We start from the raw sequence: 4,268 nt of genomic DNA on the forward strand, positions 1-4,268 counted from the left end.
AAAACGTAAAAAAACCGTCTCAAGTTGTGAGACGGCTTCTTTTATTTATAATACGTTCATTATCGGGCACTTTTATACTGGTAGTACTGCCTTATGGTCATCATGCCTTTGTCCGGCCTTCTCCGCCTTGTACCCAGGATATAAAGCACGCAAATTACAGCGGCACAGCCTACTATCATAATAAACAGTGTGTTTATAAGATAGCCACTGAAAGATATATTATCAAAACTGAAATCATTTATTAAAAGGTAACCTGTAAGCAGCATCCCGAACAGGAACAGGAAAAAGTATAATAGTTTCATGGTCAGTATGTTTAGGTTAAATACAGTTGAAAATATCAGTGCAATTTCAGCATAATTACATTTTCCTGAAAACACTTTATGACTAAATAACTTTTGCTTAGCTTTTTATTTGTAAGCAAATGCTTATAGACTGGTGCTGAGGCGATATTTATTTTGCCCAAAGCTGCTGGATTATGAACAATCCAGCAACGTAGGCAACTGGCAATGGGCTGCCGGCAGCGGTGTTGATGCCGCGCCATACTTCAGGATTTTTAATCCGTCTGAACAAGTCAAAAAATTTGGCCCTGACCTGAAATACATTAAAAAATGGGTGCCGGAGTTCCAGGAACTGCATTATAAACCCATTGTAGAGCATAAAAAAGCACGCGAAAGAGCACTGAAGGTGTATAAGGAGGCTGTTAATTCATAAAGTTAAATTACAATTTCAGGGGGTTAGTCAGGATATTACCGGGTTCTTCATTTTTATGAACAACAGCACGATACGATAAAAATAAATTTGGCCATATAAAAATTTAAAAATTATGGCCAGGCTTCTTCTGTTACTTATCATTTTTGTTGCCGACAGCATTTATGCTCAGGAAAAAAAAGTTATATCAGGATATATAACCGATGCAAAATCGGGTGAAAAATTATTTGGCGTCAGTATTTTCGATTCTAAAGGTAATACAACTACTACCAATGAATACGGGTATTTTTCCCTACCTGTTGAAGGTGAAACTACCCAGATAACAATCTCTTACACGGGTTATAAAAATATTGTAAAAGAAATAACAGGCAATAACCTAAGGCTTGATGTTGCCCTTGAACAGGCTGTAGAAGAACTTGCCGAGGTAGTGGTAACCAAGAAAAGAAATACGGTGCAATCATCTGAGATAGGTACCGCAACATTGAAAGCATCTGTAATAAAAAAATTACCTGCAATACTTGGAGAGCCTGATGTTTTAAAAACTATACAATTATTGCCCGGAGTTTCCAGCGTTAATGAAGCATCAAGCGGATTTAATGTAAGGGGCGGCAGTGCAGACCAAAATCTTGTACTGCTGGATGATGCCACTATATATAACGCATCGCACCTGTTTGGTTTTTTTTCAGTTTTCAATCCTGATGCCATAAAGGATGTAAAGCTCTATAAAGGCGGAATACCAGCCTATTATGGTGGCAGGCTTTCCTCTGTCCTTGATGTAAGGCAGAAAGAAGGTAATAAAAAGGAATTTAACGGTGAAGCCGGTATAGGGTTAATATCAAGCCGGGTACTTGTGGAAGGCCCTTTTGCAAAAAGGGATTCGGCAGACGCAAGGGGATCTTATATGGTTGCTGCAAGAAGGTCATATATTGATGCTTTTACATTTATTGATGACGAATTTAAAGATACTAGGCTATACTTTTACGACCTTAACCTGAAAACCAATTATGAGCTTAACGCAAAGAACAACCTCTACTTATCGGGCTATTTCGGGAGGGACAGGTTTAAGCTGCCGGGGCTTATAGGGACTACATGGGGTAACGCAACAGGAACATTACGCTGGACAAGCATATTGAGCGATAAGCTTTTCCTGCAAACATCGGCAGTATATTCTAATTATGATTATGAACTGGACAATTTAAGGTCAGGTTCAGAATATACCTGGAAATCCAGGATAAGTAACTTTAATATAAAGCCACGGCTTACATGGTATTATAATAATGATGTAACTGCCAGAGCAGGTTTAGATATACTTTATTATGTATTTAGCCCCGGAGAAATATCGCCCCTTAACAACTCTTCAGTAAATAGCCAGACTTTCAGTAAAAAATACAGCCTTGAGAATGGCGCTTATGTCGATACAGAATATAAAATCAGCGATAAACTATTGATACAGCCCGGGCTAAGGTTCTCAAATTTTTCAAGGCTGGGCCGGGAAACTATAAACCAATACAATAACGGGATGCCAATATTTTATAACCCTGTACAGGATGTTTATGAAGAAAATGAAGTTATATCGGGCAGGAACTATAAACGAGGCGAAATCATCAGCAGGTTTAATAACCTGGAGCCAAGGTTGTCATTCCGCTATCTTCTAAATGAAAATTCATCAGTAAAGGCAGGCTATAACAGGATGTATCAGTACATTCATTTGGTAACCAACACTACATCTCCTACTCCACTTGATGTGTGGACACCAAGCGGCCCCTACATAAAACCCCAGTCTGCCGACCAGGTTGGTATAGGCTATTACAGGAGCTTTTTAAATAATGCCTACGAACTGAGTGTAGAATCCTATTATAAAAGGCTTTATAATGTAACTGATTTTAAAGAGGGTGCAGACCTACTTTTCAGGGAAGATATTGAAACACAATTGATACAGGGAACAGGCAGGGCTTATGGTGTTGAAGTATTGCTTAATAAATATGAAGGTAACTTTACCGGCTGGATAAGCTACACCTTATCTAAAAGTGAAACTAAAATAACGGGGATAAACAACAGCCGCTATTATCCTAACAATGCCGACCAACTGCACAGGCTCAATATTGTTGGTATGTATAAGCTTGGTGAAAGATGGGAATTTGGCGGTATATTCAGCCTGAGCACCGGACGGCCGGTTACTTACCCTACAGGCCGTTATGAACAGAACGGGCTGGTTGTGGCTGATTATAATTCAAGGAACGGAAGCAGGCTGCCCACCTACCACAGGCTTGATTTATCTGCTACGTTAAATCCCAAACCCGGTAGCGGGAAGACCGGTAAGTGGATATTCAGCCTGGTGAATGTATACAACAGGCAAAATGCATCTTCAATATATTTCAGGGAAGTAAGTGAAGTTAATGATGTTGAAGTGGCAACAGGAAGGACAGAAGCGGTAAAACTTTCATTTTTTGGTATAGTACCCAGTGTAACTTATGAATTTAAATTTTAGAGATATGAAAACATTACGATTAATCATACTACTAACAGTTACTGCGCTATGCTCTTGTGAGGAAACAGTAACAGGTGATATTACCCTTACTACTATTGAAAGGCTGGTAATTGAAGGAGGTATTGAAAGGAACAGGAACAATCCCGGAGCCATACAATCAGTAAAACTTTCTACAACAATAAATTACCTGTCACAGGACAGCAGCCCGGGTGTTACTGACGCTACCGTAACCGTAACCGATGGTACTACCACATGGGAATTTATACATACCGGCAACGGCCTGTATAGCAACAGCGAACTTATACCTGAACTGAATACTGTTTATACCATAACAATTATATGGAGAGGCGAAACATATACCGGTAATGATACCCTTAACGAAGTTGCCGTTTTTGATAATTTTTATTTTGAATTTGAAGAAGAAACATTATTTACAGATGAAGGTTACTTCTTAAAATTTGATTCTACTGACCCGGCAGCCATAGAGAATTATTATTATTACCGTGTTTTTAAAAATGGTATTTACACTATTGTTCCCGACCCCGGAAATTCTGAAACCTTAATTGTTTCCGATGAATTTTTTGACGGGCAGCAGCGCTTTGGCATAAATCCAAATGAAGAAGTATCTTTCACCGTAAATGATATTGCCACAGCACAACAGCTTGGAATTTCACAAAAATATTTTGAATATCTTTATCAGGTGTTTGAACAGACAGGCAACCAGGGTGTTTCTTTTACAGGAAATCCGCCGCCTGCTTCCATACGCAGCAATGTAATAAATGTAACAACACCCTCTAACAGGCCTTTAGGCTTCTTTTATGCAGCCGATATTGAAGAACAAAGTATACAAATAACTGAGTAGCTTGAAAAACAGGATATTTTTTTTCTTAATTGCGGCATTTATAATCAATGCGCTTAACTTCATAAAAGACCTTGAAGATGAAAGTGTTGCTGAAGCTCTGACAGAACTGGTGTTTACGGTTCCGTGGACATTTACTTTTATACTGCTAATATATTATTCCAGGAACAATAGCGTCCTAAACAATAAAAAAAAGAATGGTTAGTTTTTAAC

General features: G+C 38.6%; 4 protein-coding genes and 1 pseudogene. 4 read left to right on the forward strand and 1 reads right to left on the reverse strand.

Translation table 11 applies throughout. The features are described 5' to 3' along the window. Positions 1 to 59: 59 nt before the first annotated feature. Positions 60 to 302: a hypothetical protein gene (locus CHU92_RS01145; RefSeq protein ID WP_129582970.1), complete on the reverse strand. Its 243-nt coding sequence runs from the start codon at positions 300 to 302 to the stop codon at positions 60 to 62. Positions 303 to 406: 104 nt separating this feature from the next. Here CHU92_RS01145 and CHU92_RS01150 point away from each other — a divergent pair. The 4 genes and pseudogenes from CHU92_RS01150 to CHU92_RS01165 all read left to right on the forward strand — a co-directional run. Further along, positions 407 to 711, forward strand: a pseudogene (locus tag CHU92_RS01150) (FAD-binding domain-containing protein); the annotation flags it as partial. A gap of 112 nt (positions 712 to 823) precedes the next feature. After that, a complete protein-coding gene (locus CHU92_RS01155) occupies positions 824 to 3,196 on the forward strand; it encodes a TonB-dependent receptor (RefSeq protein WP_094411763.1) in 2,373 nt (790 codons plus the stop codon). 4 nt (positions 3,197 to 3,200) lie between these two features. Further along, positions 3,201 to 4,058: a DUF4249 family protein gene (locus CHU92_RS01160; protein WP_165764553.1), complete on the forward strand. Its 858-nt coding sequence runs from the start codon at positions 3,201 to 3,203 to the stop codon at positions 4,056 to 4,058. A 1-nt stretch (position 4,059) separates the two neighbouring features. Continuing rightward, the gene (locus CHU92_RS01165; RefSeq protein WP_094411767.1) at positions 4,060 to 4,260 is read left to right on the forward strand and encodes a hypothetical protein; all 201 of its coding nucleotides are present in this window, start codon (positions 4,060 to 4,062) and stop codon (positions 4,258 to 4,260) included. Positions 4,261 to 4,268 lie beyond the last annotated feature (8 nt).

The sequence above is a fragment of the Flavobacterium cyanobacteriorum genome, assembly GCF_002251835.1.
Classification (GTDB): Bacteria; Bacteroidota; Bacteroidia; order Flavobacteriales; family Flavobacteriaceae; genus Flavobacterium; species Flavobacterium cyanobacteriorum.

What these genes read in the sequence shown, in the direction of transcription:
- CHU92_RS01145 (WP_129582970.1), bottom strand. Translation starts at nt 302, where the DNA reads ATGAAACTATTATACTTTTTCCTGTTCCTGTTCGGGATGCTGCTTACA.
- CHU92_RS01155 (WP_094411763.1), top strand. Translation starts at nt 824, where the DNA reads ATGGCCAGGCTTCTTCTGTTACTTATCATTTTTGTTGCCGACAGCATT.
- CHU92_RS01160 (WP_165764553.1), top strand. Translation starts at nt 3,201, where the DNA reads ATGAAAACATTACGATTAATCATACTACTAACAGTTACTGCGCTATGC.